Here is a 15,346-nt window from a genome sequence, read left to right as displayed (position 1 = left end):
GCGGCCGCGCTATCCTAGCGGCCTGATGACGCTTCCTCTCCGCACCGCCACCCGTTACGTCACGCCGCTGCGCGAAGGCGGCTCGATGCCCGCCGTGGTCGAGGCCGACGACGAGGGTCTGTACGTGCTGAAGTTCCGCGGTGCCGGCCAGGGGCCGAAGGCGCTGGTGGCCGAAGCGATCGCCGGCGGGCTGGCCAAGGCGCTGCAGCTGCCGATGCCGGACCTCGCCCTGATCGAGCTCGACGCGGACCTCGGCCGCACCGAAGGCGACCCGGAGATCCAGGACCTGATCAAGGCCAGCGCCGGCATCAACCTGGCGATGGACTACCTGCCGGGCGCGGTGAACTTCGATCCCGTGGCCGAACAGCCCGATGCGGACCTGGCGTCGCGCATCGTCTGGTTCGATGCCTTCATCAGCAATGTCGACCGCACCGCGCGCAATACCAACCTGCTGATTTGGCACCGCAAGCTGTACCTGATCGACCACGGCGCGGCGCTGTACTTCCACCACGGCTGGGATGGCGACGCGTCCGGCGCCGGCAAGCCGTTCGCGCTGATCCGCGACCACGTGCTGCTGCGCTGGGCCTCGCGCGTGGCCGACGTCGATGGCGAAATGGCAGGCAAGCTGACGCAGACCATGATCGCCGGCATCGTCGCCGACGTGCCCGACACGTGGCTGCAAGGACCCGATGCGTTCGACGATCCGGCGGCCCAACGCGCTGCCTACGTCGAGTACCTGGTCCGCCGCGTGGCGCAGCGCGATGCCTTCGTGCAGGAGGCGATCCGTGCGCGCGCATGACACCTACGACTACGCGGTGATCCGCGTCGTTCCGCGCGTGGAGCGGGAGGAGTTCGTCAACGTCGGCATCATCCTGTCGTGCGAGCGCGCGGGCTTCCTCGAAGCGCGGATCGAAGTGGACGAAGCGCGCCTGCGCATGCTCGATCCCTCGTTGGACATCGAATCGCTGCGCCGCCACCTGGATACCCTGCCCGCGATCTGCCGCGGTGGCGAGGCCGCCGCGCCGATCGGGCTGCTGCCGCCACGCGCACGCTTCCACTGGCTCACCGCCAAGCGCAGTTCGATCATCCAGACTTCGCCGGTGCACATGGGCCGCTGCGGCGACCTGCCGGCCACGCTCGAACACCTGATGGACCGCATGGTGCGGCCCCCGAAGGCCACCACGCCGCGATGAGCGTCTACGTGGACGATGCCGTCACGCTCTGGCGGGGGAAACGCTGGGCCCACCTGATGGCCGACACGCTGGACGAACTGCATGCGATGGCCGCGCGCCTGGGCATGCCGCGGCGCGCCTTCCAGGACAAGCGCAGCGGCGCGCACTACGACCTGACCGAAGAACTCCGCGAGCAGGCCCTGCGGTTCGGTGCGGTCGCGATCTCGCGCCACCGCGACCGCGAGCAGGTCCGCGCCATCATCCGCATCGCCCGCTCGCAGTGGAGCGGGCTGCGAACGGACGACTGACGCTCCGTCAGAGCCGCTGCGCCTTGCCGCTGCGGATGGCCTCACCGACCAGGCGATCCACATCGCGCTGCATGCGCACGGCGGCGGCACCCTGCTGGCGGGCCAAGACTTCCTGCTGGCGCGCGAGCGGTTCCTGCTGGCGGGCCAGCGCCTCCTGCCGCTTCGCCAGTGCCTCCTGTTCCCGCGCCAGCGAGTCCATCTTGCGGTCGAGCTCCACCTGGCGACCCTCGCCGCCACGCATCGCGGCCGATGCCTGTTCGCTGGCGATCGCCGCCATCTTCACGCCGAGTTCGCCCTGCTTGGCACCCAGGTCACCCTGGCGTTCGCCGAGCGCGCCCTGCTGTTCGCCGAGCTTGCCCTGTTGCGCACCCAACGCTTCCATCGGTGCGTGCGCGGCCTTGATCTGCTTCAGCGTGGCGGTGTCGCGCACGACGTATTGCTTGCCATCCTGGCGCACCCACAGCACCGGCGCGTTGCCTTGCTGCTGCTTGCGCGCGGTGGCGATGTCGTCGCTGCGGCCGGCCATCGTGACTTCATTGCCGTCAATGAGGACGTAGGCATCGCCGCCGCCTTCGCGATCGATGTTGATCACGTGCGTGCTGCTGTGGCCAGGGTGTTTCGGGGGCGCGGGAGGCGCGGGCGGTGCCACCTTGGGTGCAGCCGGGACTGCCGGCGGGGGCGCGGGCGGGGCCACCTTGGGTACAGCCGGGACTGCCGACGCGGGCGGCGGCGGTGGTGGTGCAGGCACGGCGTACGGACTGGCGGCGGCGGCGCGCGGCGCGACGGCCGGGCGAGCCTGCGGCGTCGCAGTGGCGGTCGCTGCCGCGACAGGCGCGATGGCGGCGGTAGGAGCAGCGGCAGGGGTCGGTGCGACCGGGGCGACGGGCGCGCTGGCGGTGACCTTGTACGGCACGGCGCCCAGCAGGACCAGGCCGATGGTCAGGGCCAGCGCGCTGCTGCGCAGGGGCGATGCGGTGTGCTGGAGCATGAGCAGTCTCCTCTTGAGGATGCGGAACGTGGGGGAGGCGCCGGCGAGCGCCGGCGACGGTGCGGTGGAAACGCCCAGCTTCACCAGCAGACGTCCGTAGTCGTGGGGTGCGTGGCGCTCGTCGGCCAGCACCGCGGCATCGCAGGCGACTTCGCGGGCCAGGCCGTATTCGCGTGCCGCGAGGTGGGCGGCGGGATGGAAGAAGAACAGGTGCTGCGCCAGGGCCGGCATCCACGCCCACCAGAGATCGCGCCGCTGCAGGTGCGCGAGTTCGTGGTGCAGCGCCATCCGCAGGTCGTCGCCGCGCATCCGCGCCAGGCCGGCTGCCGGTAGCAGCAGCACCGGGCGCCACGGGCCGGCGAGCATCGGCGAATCGATCTCGTCGCTGACGCGCAGCACCGGCAAGGTGGCGAGGCCGAGGTGGCGACCCAGCGCGGCGTACTCCTCGTTCGCCCGCAGATCGGTGCAGGATCGCGCACGCTTCAGCTGTCCGCGCAGGCGAAGCGCGTGGCGAATGGAATTCGCCAGCATCACCGCCACGCCTGCGAGCCACGCCGCGAGCAGCCAGACGGACCAGGCGATCGGCGTACCCGCGTCCTGCACCGGCAGGGACGTCGCCGCGTCGACTGTCGCCGGAACCGTCGCCACGTGCACGACGGTGTCGACGGCCGACGGAGCGGCCTGCATGGCGACGACGGCGGGTTCGGCGGGCAGCAGCGGCAGCGCGATCGGCGCATGCCACAGCAGGCCCACCACCATCTGCGTGGCGACCAGCCACCATAGCCAGGCCCGCGTGCGCGCATCGAGGCGTGGCAGGAAACGGCACAGCGCCCAGACCAGGGCGGCCAGCAGCACGGCTTGCCCGCCGACAGCGAGCAGACGCGACGCGATCAGGTCGGCGAAGGCGTCCAGGCCCATTTCAGCTCTCCTTCCGCTTGGATTGCAGGTTGGCGACGAGGGCTTCGAGTTCGGCCAGTTCGTCGTCGCTCACTTCCGAGCGCTGCGACATCCACGCGACGAAGGGAGAGAGCGAGCCCTGCAGGGTCTTCTCCACGAAACTGCCCACCGCCGTACGCATGACATCGTCGGACTGGGCCACCGGCACGTAGCGGTACACACCATCCACGGGGCGACGGCGGAGGTAGGCCTTCGCCCGCAGACGCTCCATCATCGTCAGCACGGTGGAACGGGCCAGGCCGCGCGGTTCGCCGAACGCGGCGGCCACCTCGCCGACGCTGGCCTCGCCGTGTTCGGACAGGTGCTGCAGCAGCGCCAGTTCCTGGTCGCCGATGGACTTGCGGGCCTTGCCGGGCATGGGATCGCCTTGTGACTACAGTTGTCGTCAACATGCCCGTGACGACACTTGTAGTCAACCCTGCCGAAGGTCACTCCCGGGGCCATCCCGACGAACGGTCGCCCCTCAAGAAACCGGTGGACGGGCCGATCCAGAGGAAACCCCACCCCTGCCTCGTGTCGCCATGCTCATCATCGTCGGCTTCATCATCGTCACCCTGAGCGTGATCGGCGGCTACCTCGGCTCGCACGGCAAGCTCGGCGCCCTGTGGCAGCCTTTCGAACTGGTCATCATCGGCGGTGCCGCGCTGGGTGCGTTCATGGCCAGCAATCCGACCAAGGTGGTCAAGAGCACGATCTCGGCGACGCTGTCCGTCTTCAAGGGCGCGAAGTACAAGTCGGCCGACTACCTCGACGTGCTGACGCTGATCCACGAAATGCTCAACAAGGCGCGCCGCGATGGCTTCATGTCGCTGGAAGAGCACATCGAGAACCCGACCAACAGCCCGCTGTTCCAGAAGTACCCCAAGATCCTCGCCGATCACCATCTGCTCGACTTCCTCACCGAGTGCCTGCGCCTGATGGTGGGCAGCAACATCGAGCCGCACGAACTGGAGCCGCTGCTCGAGCTGGAGCTGGAGAAGCACCACCACGAAGCGATGGCGCCGGCGCATGCGCTGCAGAAAGTCTCCGATGGCCTGCCGGGCTTCGGCATCGTGGCCGCGGTGCTCGGCATCATCGTGACGATGGGCTCGATCGGCGGCGACATCGCCGCGGTCGGCGCGCACGTCGCCGCCGCGCTGGTCGGCACCTTCCTCGGCATCCTGCTGGCCTATGGTTTCGTCTCGCCGCTGGCCGCCGCCATCGAGGCGCAGGTGGAGCAGGACAGCCGCATGTACGAGTCGGTGAAGACCGCCCTGCTCGCCTGCCTGCGCGGCTACAACCCGGCCGTCGCGCTGGAGTTCGCCCGCAAGACGCTGCCCTCGGACGTGCGCCCGCCGTTCGCCGAGTTCGAGGCGCACCTGAAGGCCAACAAGTAAGCCACGGCGATGAGCGAGCAACGCCCCACCATCATCGTCCGCCGGGTCAAGAAGGTCGCCGGCGGCGGCCATCACGGCGGTTCGTGGAAAGTCGCGTACGCCGACTTCGTCACCGCGATGATGGCGTTCTTCCTGGTGATGTGGCTGATGGGCGCCACCACCAACAAGGACCGTGCCGCGATCTCGGAATACTTCCGCAATCCCAGCCCGCTGAGCGGCAAGAGCTTCTCGCCCGCACCCGGCCCGGCCGGTCCGGGCGGCGCCAGCACCTCGATGATCAAGCTCGGCGGCACGATGGACCTGCCCAAGGGCGAGAGCGACAACCCGTTCGACAAGCCGCCGGGCGATGCGCAACAGGTCTCCGAGGAACAGCAGAAAGCGCAGGAGAAGCAGCGCCTCGAGACGCTGATGCAGGCATTGCAGGAAGCCATCGGCAAGAGCCAGGCGCTGGAACCGTTCAAGGACCAGCTGTTGCTCGACCTGACGCCGGAAGGCCTTCGCATCCAGATCGTCGACCAGCAGAACCGGCCGATGTTCGATCTGGGCGGCACGGTGTTGAAGCCCTACACGCAGGCGATCCTCGCGGAGCTGGCCACCTTCATCAACCAGGTACCGAACCACATCAGCATCACCGGGCACACCGATACCACGCAGTACACGACGAACCGCGGCTACACCAACTGGGAACTCAGCGCCGAGCGTGCCAACGCCGCGCGCCGCGCGCTGGTGGTCGGCGGCATGCACGAGGACAAGGTCTCGCGCGTCGTCGGCCTGTCGTCGTCGGTGCTGTTCGACAAGCAGAATCCGCAGAACCCGATCAACCGCCGCATCAGCATCGTGGTAATGACCAAGGCCGCGGAAGAAGCTTTGCAGGGCGAAGGCCAGCTGCTTGCCCCCGGCGCACCGAAGCCGGACGCCGACACCGCCATGCCGGATGCTGCCGTGCGGGCGGGTGCAACGCCGACGCCGGCAGCCACCGCCCAGGATTCCGCAGCGCCCTGAAGCATTGGCGACACGTGTTCACTGCGACGGCCCCTTCAGTTCGATGGTGTTGCCATCGGGATCCTTGACGTAGAGCGACGGGCCATCGCCTTCCGCGCCGAAGTTGATCGCTATCGGCGATGGCGTGATGCCTGCGTTGGCCAGATGGGCACGCAGCGCTGCTTCGTCGAACGGCTCGATGCGCAGGCAAAGGTGATCGACGTTGCGCTCCGTTTCGCCTGCCGGGCCACCGCCACGCGCGCCCAGCGTGCCGTCCACGCTCACCAGATCGATCATCGACGCGCCCGCTCGCAGATGCACCAGGCCCAGGTGTTCGCGTCGTCGCTCGACATCACACCCCAGCACGTCGCCGTAGAAACGGATGCTGCGTGCGAGGTCGCGCACACGCAGGACAAGGTGGTCGATACTCTGGACATCGAAGGGGCGAATCATCGGAACACTCCTCGAAAGTTGCAGGTGCGACGATCCACGCGACGCGATTTCGACATGCAACGCGCCATCGCAGCGTTGACGCAGCTGAACAGAGCGCGCACAATCCGCGCCGATCAGCCAGCACCGAGTCGCTTCATCGAAGTTCTCACCGCCAGCGGAATGCGCCCACCGGGCCCCCACTCGCTCCGAGAACTCGATGAAACTCCTGACCCTCGCCATCCTGTCGGCGTTGTCCGCCAGCGCGCACGCGGCTGACACCGCATCCTCCGATGCTCCTGCCCCGACGTCCACGACGCCGCTGGCCAATTCGCCGGAATACCTCAAACCCACCACCCTGGACACGCTGAAAGTCGTGGGCCAGCGCCTGTTCCCGTACCAGGAAGGCATGGTGCTCAACGAGCGCTACATCGAGGATCAGGTGAAGGGCAACGGCGACATCGGCACGTTGCTGCGGATCAACCCGAATGTGCAGTTCGACGATTCCGTCGCCATGTCGTCCAATCGCATGGGCGAGATCCGCCCGGCGAACATCAGCATCAACGGCGGGCAGTACTACCAGAACCTGCTGCAATTGGACGGCACCAGCTTCAACAACGACCTGGATCCGCAAGCCGAAAACCCGCACGTCGTTGGTGACGTACCGAGCGTGACGCAGGGGATCGCCCTGGACACCGAGCTGATCGGCCGACTGACCGTCTACGACAGCAACGTGCCCGCCGCCTTTGGCGGCTTCAGTGGCGGCGTCGTGGATGCCGAGAGCCGAAAGGCGCGCGATGCGCTGGGTGGCAAGCTCTCGTTCCGGATGTCGCGTTCGGCGTGGAACGAACTCGTCCTTCCGGAGGGCGAAGACATCTCGGCGTCGGCACGCTACGAAGACCAGCCCGTGTACGACAAGTACCGGCTGGCGGCGATGCTGGAAGGCCGCACCAACGCGGGCGTGGGCTGGATCGCCAACTTCATCCGCACGCGCTCTGACATCCCACTGCGTGGCTACTCCGCGGGCGATGTCAGTGTCAGCGACGAGCTGATCAAAGAACAGCGCCGGGAGAATACCAGCGCCAGCGTCAGGCTGGACTGGGCCGGCGATGGCATCGCGCTGTCGGGCAGCTTCACGCATGCGCCGACCGACGAACGCTACTTCACCCAGAACGCCAAGGACTCGTACTTCGACCTCAGGCAGGGTGGCCCGGTGGGCAGCATGCGGATGGAACTGGATGCCGGCGCCTGGGGCCTGGATCAGGTGCTCAGCTACAGCGACTTGGACAGCTCGCGCCGCGTACCGGAGGGCGTGAACTACTGGAAGTCCTGGGCCCGTTCTCCCGATTACGACTGGGGCGTCAACAACAGCAGCTTCGAAGGCAACTGGGGCAACATCGATCAACGCAACCGGAGCCTCGGCTACTCGCTCACCGCGCGTCGCGACGCGCTCGCGTGGGGCAGCAGCCGCCATGCGCTGCAGTTCGGTCTCCAGTACCGCGATCGCCTGGGCACCTATCACCGCCTCAACGATCATTACAGCTTCCTGAGTCCCGGCCGCACGACTTCATGCACGGATGCGAATGGCGCGGTCGACATCGAGGCCTGCTCGCTGTCGCCGGTCTACACCAGCATCAGCGGTACCGATCCTGGGCGCGTTGTCGCCGGACAAGGCCAGTTCTTCCGCACGCGCAACATCTACAGCGCGGGCTACTTCGAGGTAAAGCTCAAGGAGTGGGGCGTGTTTGCCGAGGACGACATCCGGCTGGGACGCTGGAGTTTCCGGCCCGGCATCCGCGTGGACGGCGACGACATGATGGACAAGACCACCGTGGCGCCGCGCTTCGCGATGTCATGGGACGTGCTGGGCAACCAGGACACGTTGCTGACCGCCGGTGCGAACCGCTACTACGGCCGCAGTTTCTTCACCTACAAGTTGCGCGAGGGGCGCGAGAACCTGCAGACGACCTACACCCGCACTGCGCCGTCGCTGCTGTGGTCGGTCAATCGGAGGTATACGGCGAACAACCGCTTCGAGGAGCTGGACATCCCCTACAGCGACGAACTCAACCTTGGCCTCAACCAACGCTGGGCCGGGCTGGACATCAATCTCAAGCATGTCCGGCGGGACGGACGCGACGAAGTACTCCGCCGTCGCGTACCGAGCAACGATGGCAGCGGCTACTACTCCGCCAACGTCTACGAGTACGTCAACGCGGGCCGCAGCCGCAGCGGCACCAGCACCCTGAGCGTCGGCCTGCAGCAGCCCCTCGCCTGGCACGGCAGCGAGACGCACCTGCAGTTCGCCTTCGACCACACCGATGTGCGCCGCAACTACGTGGACTACGAAAGCAGCTATACCGACAGCGCCTACAACCGCCTGGTCCGCTATGAGGGAGAAGTGATCCACGCGTACGAGCTGCCGCAGGCGAGTTACAACCGCCCCTGGACCGCCAGGCTCTCGACCCAGACGCGCATCCCCGCGTGGGGCCTGATGTGGAGCAACTTCCTGCGCTATCGCGCCGGCTTCACCGGTTTCACGGTGACGGGGGCCGAGGACTACCAGGGCGAGGTGATCGATGTCATAGAGAGCTACGACGCGCCGCGTACCTTCACCTGGGACACCACGCTGGAGTACAGCGTGCCCCTGCCACGCGAACAGGAGGCCTACGTACGCGTGGAGGCCATGAACGTCCTCAACCGGCGGAATCCGCTGCGCGGCAGCCTCGGCACCACGTCCTATTACGAGCCCGGCCGCAGCTACTGGCTGGAACTGGGCTATCGCTTCTAGGCCATGACGAGGCGCGCACGATGAAGAACAGATCCTTCGTCCCCCACTGGCTGCTGTGGTGCTTGCCTGCCACCGTGTCGGTGCAGGTCGTGCTGATGCTCGCGTCCTCCGGACCTCATGCGACGTGGCGTGGGAGCGGCTACACGACGGCGATGGCGGCATGTACCGTCGCTGCCGGATGCGCCGGTCTCTGGGCCCTCTGTCGCCTGCGCGACTGGCCGATCTCGCTGCGCGTGTTCGTCGCCCTCGTGCAGGCGCCACTGCTGGCCGGTGCCCTGCTGCTGGCGGGGGCCTGAGCATGCGTCGCTGGCTGCCCGCTCTGGCGTTCCTGCTGCCCGGATCGCTGCTCGTCGCGGCGACCGCCGCGCAATCGCAGACCGAAGGCGCGACAGCGGCACCCTCCATCGACGAATGCCGCCAGCGCATCGCCATCAGCGCGCCTTCGATGGATGCGGCGTGCCTGCGCCGCGTCTATGCATTGCCCATCGCCGAATGGCCCGCACCCACGGTCGATGCAGGCGCAGCTTGGCAAGAGCTGGCGCCGTTGCCCGACACGCCACCGGTGCCTGCGGACAATCCCCAGACGCCCGAGAAGATCGCGTTGGGGAAGCGGTTGTTCGAGGATCCGCGCCTGTCGCGCAGCGGGCAGATCGCGTGCGCGAGTTGCCACGACCGGCAACTGGGATGGGGCGATGGCCGCAGCGTGTCGTTCGGTCACGACCGGCAGGCGGGCAAGCGCAACGCCATGAACGTATCCATGGCGGCGTTCTCCAGCCCGCTGTTCTGGGACGGACGCGCGGCGACGCTCGAAGCGCAGGCGCTGCACCCGATCCAAGATTCGGCGGAGATGGCGTTCGCACCGCGCGCGCTGGAGAAGCGGCTCAACCGGGAGACCGATTACCCTGCCGCGTTCGCGCAGGTGTTCGGCGACAAACGGATCACCATGCCGCGCGTCGCGCAGGCACTGGCCAGCTACCAGCGCAGCCTGGTGCCGCGCTTCAACCGATTCGACCGCTTCCTCGAAGGCCAGCGCGATGTGCTGACCGACCAGCAGCTGTGGGGATTGCACCTGTTCCGCACGCAGGCGCGCTGCATGAACTGCCACAGCGGACCCGCGCTGACCGACAACCGCTTCCACAATCTCGGCCTGCACTTCTACGGCCGATCGAAGGAAGACCTGGGCCGCTACCGGGTGACCGGCGACCCGGCCGACAGCGGCAAGTTCCGCACGCCGACGCTGCGCAACGTGGGCAAGACCGGGCCGTACATGCACAGCGGCGGCTTCATGGAGTTGCGCGGCGTGGTGAACATGTACAACGTCGGCATGCCGCGGCCGGGGCGCAAGCCGGCGCAGTTGAACGATCCCCTGTTTCCCCAAGTCGATCCGTTGCTCAAGCCACTGGACCTGCACAAAACGGAACTCGAGGCCATCACCGAGTTCCTGCGCACGCTGTGACGCGTTCGCCTAGAACGCGTCGCTGCCCGGCCTAATCTCCACGCCCATCACCGCGGCGAGCTGTTGCATGCCTTCGTCGTCGCGGCGCAGCGCCATCCAGCCGGCGTAGGCGTCGCCGCCGGTGTTCCAGTTCCACAGCGTGTAGCCGTGCTCGCGGAGCCGATCGTAGGCGGTCGCCATCAGCACCGGCACCTCGACCTCGTCCATGAAATCCTCATCGCTGGTGTCCCCACCCCAGTCGATCTCGATGGCATAGCGCGCGGCCAGCTGGTTGACGCAATCGACGAAGGATTCCGCGTCCTTCCAGTCCACGTAGAACCCCGACGTCCAGTCGATCGCATCCTTCAGCGTCCACAGCACCTGGTCCGGCTCCGCGGGTTCCTCGCCTGTGGCGTCGCGATAAGCCGCGAACTGCCGCAGCGCGGTCTCCTCGTCGCCGGGATTGATCAGGACGAGCAGGTTCCACACCAGCGCCTCGGTGTCGTCCAGGTCCATGTCGTCGTCATCGTCGAAGGCATGGCGGAAGTTGTCGTCCGGATCGAATTCATGGTCGGGCGTGTGCATGGCGGCTCCATCGGTGATGCATGTCGAGAGTGGCTGAATATTAAGGCCATGTGATGCATCCGAGCAGACTACGTGCGGCGTAAGCGACTCCGTAACTGCAACGCAACACCCCATCCTCAGGAGAGCCCAATGAACCGCACTTGCCTGTCCATCGCGCTGCTGTCGATCTTCGCCGCGGCCGCTTGTTCCCCCAAGACCGCCGATGCTGAAGCGACCGCCGCGCCTGAGCCCGTTCCCGAAGCCGCGGATCCCATGCCTGCCGCGGCCGAACCCGCGATGGCGAAGGACATCGTCGATACCGCCGTCGGCTCGCCCGACCACACGACCCTGGTCAGCGCCGTGCAGGCCGCAGGCCTGGCCGACACGCTCAAGGGCGCAGGACCGTTTACCGTCTTCGCTCCGACCAACGCCGCCTTCAGCGCGCTGCCGGCCGGTACCGTCGATACGCTGTTGAAGCCCGAGAGCAAGGCTGACCTCACTGCCGTGCTGACCTATCACGTGGTCGCCGGCAACGTGGATGCCGCCGCGCTGACTTCGCAGATCGAAGCCGGCGGTGGCACTGCGACGTTGAAGACCGTGCAGGGCGGTGAACTGAAAGCCCGGCTGGCCGACGGTGGCGTCACCCTTACCGATGCCAAGGGCAACACCGCCAAGGTCACGACGGCCGATCTGAAGGCCAGCAACGGCGTGATCCACGTGGTCGACAAGGTGCTGATGCCGTAATTCCTCGACGGCAGCACACGCCGGGCCGGCCGTGGTGGGCCGCCCCGGCGTTCTCTTGGTGGATCGCCCCGGTAGGGTCTAAGGTGATGTGGCCGGCGCACGCCGGCATGCCGGGAGCCGGCGCATGTTCAATCCGCGTCCGCAGGTACAGGCTATCGCCGTCGGCGACGGTCACGCCTGCGTCGTGATCGACGATGCACTGGCAGGTCCCGAGCGCCTGCCCGCCTTCGCCCACGCCTATCGCGAAGACTTCCAGCAGGCGCCGGCAGATCAGTTTCCTGGGCAGCAACTTCGCATGCCCGAGGAGTTCACCCAGTTGCTGGGCGAGGTCTTCCGCGAGCATGCGCGGCACGCGCTCGGCGTGCGGCGCGTACTGTTCGGCGCCAGCCGCCTTTCGTTGGTCACGTCGCCGCCGCAATCGCTGGCGCCCGTCCACTGGCATCCGCGCCGCGTGCGCGCGTTCGAACCGGAGCAGCGCATCGTGCTCGCGGAGCTGTTCCTGTTCCACGACGTCGCGCTGGGGGGCATGCAGTTCTTCCTGCCGCGCGTGTCGCCGCAGCAGATCGAACAGCTTGAGCACGATGCCGAGGCGCTGGCACCGGATGAATTCTCTCGCCGCCACGGCGTGACCGCCGGCTACCCGCGGGGCGGCGGCGCTTGTTTCGCCGAGGCGTTGGCCGTCCCGGCGCGGTGGAACCGCCTGGTCCTCCACGACGGCGCAAGCTTCCACGCGCGGACCATCGGCGATCCCGCGCGGCTGATCGCGGATCCACGCGCCGGACGCCTGAGCCTGACGGCGACGTTCACCTGCCGTCGCCCGCGCGTGGCGTGGTGAGGCGTCGCTTCGGGTATTCTTGCGCTCTCGAAGCACGCACGACGCACCGCCATGTCCGACACGCCTCCCGACCGTCTGTCCTCCGATCCGCGCAGCCCGTTCCACAACGCCGAGGCGATGGACCGCGGCGTGGGCATCCGCTTCAACGGCGTGGAGCGCGACAACGTGGAGGAATACTGCATCAGCGAAGGCTGGGTGCGCGTGCCGGTGGGCAAGTCGAAGGACCGTCGCGGCAATCCGATGACGATGAAGGTCAAGGGCACCGTGGAAGCCTGGTTCCGCTCGCCGGCCGCCGAGTAACCGCAGGCGCGGCGCGTCACGCCGCGGGAACATCGGTCGCCATGGACCCGTGGCACAATCCCGGCCTGCATGGCACGCCGGGAGGGCGCATGAAGTTCCTGCTGATGGTGTACACGGACGATTCCCTGATCGAAGCGCTGCCCGAGGGCGCCTTCGACCGGATGATGCACGGCTGCATTACCCACGCCGACGAGCTGAAAGCCGGCGGCACCCTGATCGAATCCCAGCAGCTGGAACACGGCAGCACCGCCCGCACGGTGCGTGTGCGCGACGGCAAGACCAGTGTCGTCGATGGTCCCTTCGCCGAGACCAAGGAAATCCTGGGCGGCTACAACCTGATTGAAGCCGACAGCCTCGAAGAAGCGGTGAAGATCGCGCAGGAATTCCCGTGGATCGGCACCGGCAGCATCGAAGTACGGCCGGTGCGCGATTTCGACGCGGTACGCAGGCGCGTCGGCGCCTGAGCCCGCCTTACTTCGCCTTCGCGCCGCCGAGGTGGCGCGAAAGGAAGCCCAACAACTGCGTGTAATAAGTGCGCCGATTGGCTTCGGCATAGAAGCCGTGGCCTTCGGTGCGTACATACAGGGTCTCCACCGGCACGCCCGCCGCCTTCAGCGCCTTTTCCATGCGCTCCGTGTGCGCCTGCGGGGCGATTTCGTCCTTGCCGCCGGCTGCCAGGAACACCGGCACACGGATCTTCGCCGCCAACGAGGTAGGCGAGATGTCGGCCAGCGCCGTGCGATCGGCGCCCACCCAATCGTTCATGTAGTTGCCGACCCATTTGGCATTGCGGGATTTCTGCCGGTGCATCAGCTCCAGGTCGTACACGCCCACATAGCCGGCCGCGCAGCGGTACATCGCCGGTTCCTTGGCCACGCCCATCAGGGCCGCATAGCCGCCATAGCTCGCCCCGTAGAGGCAGATCCGCTGCGGGTCGGCGATCTTCTGCTCGATCGCCCAGCGCGTGGCATCGGTGAGGTCGTCCTGCATCGCACCGCCCCACTCGCGCGCGGCCGCCTGCATGTGCGCACGCCCGTAGTTGCCCGAGCCGCGGAAGTTCAACCGAAGCACGGCGTAGCCCGCGCGCGCGAGCATCTGGGCTTCGTCGTCGACCTCCCAGCGGTCGAAGATGCCGATCGGCCCGCCGTGCGGCATCACCACCAGGGGCAGTGGGCCCTGGCTGCCGCGCGGACGCGTCAGGTAACCGTGCAGCGGCAAGCCGTCGCGCGCTTTCAACGACACCGATTCGCTGGGCGCCAGCGTCGCCGGGTCCAGCCAGTTGCGACGGCTGAAGATAAGGTCGGCAGCGTTCGTCTCGGTATTGAAGAGGTAGAAATCTCCCGGGCTGGTGTCGTTCCAGATGTGGACGATCTTCAGCTTGCCATCGCGCGTACCGGACGTGATCGAGATCGAGTGGCCGGGAAACGACCGCTCCAGCTTGCGGTAGAGACGCGCCGTCTCGGACTTGTCGTCGAAGAACACGGTGCGGAGCTTGTCGTGCATGAAGAAGCTGCCCACCGGCGTGCGGCCGCCCGGTGCGCGGATGATCCGGTAGGGATCGACCACCGAATCGCGCAGCACCTGCGTGCGCTCGCCGGTCACCGTATCCAGCGCCATGATCGCGTCGGGCCCTTCGCGCTGCTCGACCTGCAGGTAGGCTGTGCGACCATCGGGCGCGAAGCCCAGCGGCACTTCGACGCGGCGCGTCGCGTTCTCGTCGTTGATCAGCGCCCAGGGCGTATCGCCATTGGCGCGGTGGTAGAGCTTGCTGGCATTGTCCTCGCCCGCACCCAGCGCGAAACGGACTTCGCCGGTCGCGTCCACCGTGAAGTCCGCGCGCCTTATGGGGGCAGTGGCCAACGTATCCAGGCTGCCGTTGTAGGCGTCCAGGCTCATCAGCCGGGTGTTCGGCATCGACGTGTCCAGCGCGTACATGCTGACCAGCACCTTGCGCGGGTCGTTCGGCATCGGATCGACCAGCTCCACCGCGCGCGGTTGCAGCTCATTGCCGTCCAGTCCGTAGCGGCCAAAGATCTGCCGGCGCACGGTGCCGTCGACATTGGTGGCGTACAACTCGCCGGTGGCATAGGGCTGGTCACGTGAACCGTACTTCTTGGCGACCGAGACGACGACGCGCTCATCGCTGACCCACCAGACATCGTCGATGATGCTGTCGCTACCCGCGCTGATCTTGGCGGTGACCTGGCGGTCGCTACGGCGCTGCACGGCAAGGATCGTCTGATCCTCGAGCGGCACGGTCAGCGCGTAGTACTCGCCGGTAGGCGAGATCTTCAGGGTTTCCAGCACGTCCTGTTTCAGGAACGGCTCCAGGTCCACCTGCGCGTGCGCCCACGGCGCCAACAGGCATCCCAGCAGGATGCCCGCACTCCTTGTTCCCCATTCCATGGATGCCTCCCGTGGCATCGTTGTCCCCGGGCGGATTAAACCGCAGGCCCGCGGGAGGCG

At 67.4% G+C, this 15,346-nt stretch carries 16 protein-coding genes and 1 pseudogene; 12 read left to right on the top strand and 5 right to left on the bottom strand.

The window, feature by feature from the left end:
* Positions 1-25: 25 nt before the first annotated feature.
* The 3 genes from ACSION_RS03105 to ACSION_RS03095 are packed head-to-tail and all read left to right on the top strand — an operon-like array spanning position 26 to position 1,480.
* A complete protein-coding gene (locus ACSION_RS03105) occupies positions 26-799 on the top strand; it encodes a HipA family kinase (protein WP_435304795.1) in 774 nt (257 codons plus the stop codon).
* A complete protein-coding gene (locus tag ACSION_RS03100; protein WP_435304794.1) occupies positions 786-1,193 on the top strand; it encodes a DUF3037 domain-containing protein in 408 nt (135 codons plus the stop codon). The genes ACSION_RS03105 and ACSION_RS03100 overlap by 14 nt, the downstream gene beginning before the upstream one ends.
* Positions 1,190-1,480 carry a DUF4031 domain-containing protein gene (locus ACSION_RS03095; protein WP_435304793.1) on the top strand — a complete coding sequence of 97 codons (291 nt, stop codon included), beginning with the start codon at positions 1,190-1,192 and terminating at the stop codon, positions 1,478-1,480. The genes ACSION_RS03100 and ACSION_RS03095 overlap by 4 nt, the downstream gene beginning before the upstream one ends.
* Positions 1,481-1,487: 7 nt before the next feature.
* Here the strand turns inward: ACSION_RS03095 and ACSION_RS03090 are convergent, their stop codons facing one another.
* Both ACSION_RS03090 and ACSION_RS03085 read right to left on the bottom strand, forming a co-directional pair.
* Positions 1,488-3,386, bottom strand: a complete 1,899-nt coding sequence (locus tag ACSION_RS03090) for a M56 family metallopeptidase (protein WP_435304792.1) — start codon at positions 3,384-3,386, stop codon at positions 1,488-1,490.
* Position 3,387: 1 nt separating this feature from the next.
* Positions 3,388-3,783, bottom strand: coding sequence for a BlaI/MecI/CopY family transcriptional regulator (locus ACSION_RS03085; RefSeq protein ID WP_435304791.1), 396 nt, complete (start codon positions 3,781-3,783; stop codon positions 3,388-3,390).
* A 163-nt stretch (positions 3,784-3,946) separates the two neighbouring features.
* On the opposite strand from ACSION_RS03085, the gene motA reads away from it, so the two are divergent.
* Positions 3,947-4,801: a flagellar motor stator protein MotA gene (motA, locus tag ACSION_RS03080; RefSeq protein WP_435304790.1), complete on the top strand. Its 855-nt coding sequence runs from the start codon at positions 3,947-3,949 to the stop codon at positions 4,799-4,801.
* A gap of 9 nt (positions 4,802-4,810) precedes the next feature.
* Positions 4,811-5,800: pseudogene (gene motB, locus ACSION_RS03075) on the top strand (flagellar motor protein MotB); the annotation flags it as partial.
* A gap of 21 nt (positions 5,801-5,821) precedes the next feature.
* On the opposite strand, the gene ACSION_RS03070 reads toward motB, so the two are convergent.
* Positions 5,822-6,235 carry a VOC family protein gene (locus tag ACSION_RS03070; protein WP_435304789.1) on the bottom strand — a complete coding sequence of 138 codons (414 nt, stop codon included), beginning with the start codon at positions 6,233-6,235 and terminating at the stop codon, positions 5,822-5,824.
* 196 nt (positions 6,236-6,431) lie between these two features.
* On the opposite strand from ACSION_RS03070, the gene ACSION_RS03065 reads away from it, so the two are divergent.
* Genes ACSION_RS03065 through ACSION_RS03055 form a run of 3 tightly spaced genes read left to right on the top strand, consistent with a single transcriptional unit; the run spans position 6,432 to position 10,458 of the window.
* Positions 6,432-9,002, top strand: coding sequence for a hypothetical protein (locus ACSION_RS03065; RefSeq protein ID WP_435304788.1), 2,571 nt, complete (start codon positions 6,432-6,434; stop codon positions 9,000-9,002).
* 20 nt (positions 9,003-9,022) lie between these two features.
* A complete protein-coding gene (locus tag ACSION_RS03060; RefSeq protein ID WP_435304787.1) occupies positions 9,023-9,298 on the top strand; it encodes a hypothetical protein in 276 nt (91 codons plus the stop codon).
* 2 nt (positions 9,299-9,300) lie between these two features.
* Positions 9,301-10,458, top strand: coding sequence for a cytochrome-c peroxidase (locus tag ACSION_RS03055; protein ID WP_435304786.1), 1,158 nt, complete (start codon positions 9,301-9,303; stop codon positions 10,456-10,458).
* Positions 10,459-10,467: 9 nt separating this feature from the next.
* On the opposite strand, the gene ACSION_RS03050 is transcribed toward ACSION_RS03055, so the two are convergent.
* Entirely contained in the window at positions 10,468-11,022 is a 555-nt protein-coding gene (locus ACSION_RS03050; protein ID WP_435304785.1) for a DUF6630 family protein, read from the bottom strand.
* 252 nt (positions 11,023-11,274) lie between these two features.
* On the opposite strand from ACSION_RS03050, the gene ACSION_RS03045 reads away from it, so the two are divergent.
* The 4 genes from ACSION_RS03045 (at position 11,275) to ACSION_RS03030 (ending at position 13,344) form a co-directional block, all read left to right on the top strand.
* Positions 11,275-11,745, top strand: coding sequence for a fasciclin domain-containing protein (locus ACSION_RS03045; RefSeq protein WP_435306650.1), 471 nt, complete (start codon positions 11,275-11,277; stop codon positions 11,743-11,745).
* Positions 11,746-11,869: 124 nt separating this feature from the next.
* Positions 11,870-12,580: a DUF6445 family protein gene (locus tag ACSION_RS03040; RefSeq protein WP_435304784.1), complete on the top strand. Its 711-nt coding sequence runs from the start codon at positions 11,870-11,872 to the stop codon at positions 12,578-12,580.
* A gap of 51 nt (positions 12,581-12,631) precedes the next feature.
* On the top strand, positions 12,632-12,880 hold the full coding sequence (locus ACSION_RS03035; RefSeq protein ID WP_093489810.1) for a DUF3297 family protein: 249 nt from the start codon (positions 12,632-12,634) through the stop codon (positions 12,878-12,880).
* An 89-nt stretch (positions 12,881-12,969) separates the two neighbouring features.
* Positions 12,970-13,344, top strand: coding sequence for a YciI family protein (locus ACSION_RS03030; RefSeq protein WP_093489809.1), 375 nt, complete (start codon positions 12,970-12,972; stop codon positions 13,342-13,344).
* Between the two features lie 7 nt (positions 13,345-13,351).
* On the opposite strand, the gene ACSION_RS03025 is transcribed toward ACSION_RS03030, so the two are convergent.
* Positions 13,352-15,286 carry an alpha/beta hydrolase family protein gene (locus ACSION_RS03025; protein ID WP_435304783.1) on the bottom strand — a complete coding sequence of 645 codons (1,935 nt, stop codon included), beginning with the start codon at positions 15,284-15,286 and terminating at the stop codon, positions 13,352-13,354.
* Positions 15,287-15,346: the final 60 nt, after the last annotated feature.

Origin of the sequence: Pseudoxanthomonas sp. LjRoot125, from assembly GCF_964252705.1 — a bacterium.
GTDB lineage: Bacteria > Pseudomonadota > Gammaproteobacteria > Xanthomonadales > Xanthomonadaceae > Pseudoxanthomonas_A.
Note: the sequence above shows the minus strand (reverse complement) of the source record. Positions and strands in the feature narration are given on the sequence as shown.